This is a genomic window from Paenibacillus sp. EB106-04-04-XG159, from assembly GCF_058791835.1.
Genome location: NZ_JBYTDY010000049.1, coordinates 1 through 745, shown reverse-complemented (window position 1 = coordinate 745; position 745 = coordinate 1). Strand labels below are relative to the sequence as shown.

Annotated in this window: 1 protein-coding gene; it reads right to left on the bottom strand. The window is 45.8% G+C overall.

Annotated elements, in window-relative coordinates; all coding sequences use genetic code 11:
* Positions 1-34: 34 nt before the first annotated feature.
* A partial coding sequence (locus tag AC3WTP_RS23305; protein WP_492397008.1) for a group II intron maturase-specific domain-containing protein occupies positions 35-745 on the bottom strand: 711 nt, incomplete at its 5' end.

Genomic DNA, 745 nt, shown 5'->3' with positions numbered 1-745 from the left:
ACACCACCGTACGTACCGTTCGGTATACGGCGGTTCATGGTATATTCCGCAAGAGATTATATCTTTCCGTTAAGCTCCTTAATCCTTGCTTTGCCCAATATTCATTGCTAAGCGCTTGACTAAGTATCGGACTTTGAGCAATTCGCCAATATTTCTTCCGCGTATTTCCCCATTCTCTTGCTTTCTGTTGCGAAACTCCTAGTGCATGCAAATTCCTCACTTTGGTCCTTGGCAACTTCCATTGCTTCCAAACGCACATGCGCATCCTTCTTCGTATCCATGAATCTAGGTCCTTAAATATCGAAGGAGTGTCCGTCAAAGCGTAATACCCACACCATCCCGTCAGGTATTGGTTTAGCTCTCGTATACGTGTTTCCATTGAGATTGGACTTTTCCGAGAGGTCAGCTCCCTAATCTTTGCTTTCACTCGTTGCATCGATTCCTTGGATATCCTCACCTTCGGATTTTCTTTATCCACACTAAAGCTGAACCCGAGAAACTTGCGTTTCCACGGTCTGTCCACTGCGCTCTTAGCTTCGTTCACTTTCAGCTTTAGCTTCTTCTCAATGAAGCTCGTTACGGCTCGCTTTACCCGATTCCCTGCCTTCCATGTCTTCACATAGATATTGCAGTCGTCCGCGTATCTTACAAACTTTAGCTTACGCTTTTCCAACTCTTTATCCAGTTCATCCAGTACAATGTTGGATAACAAGGGACTAAGCGGCCCTCCTTGCGGAGTTCCCTC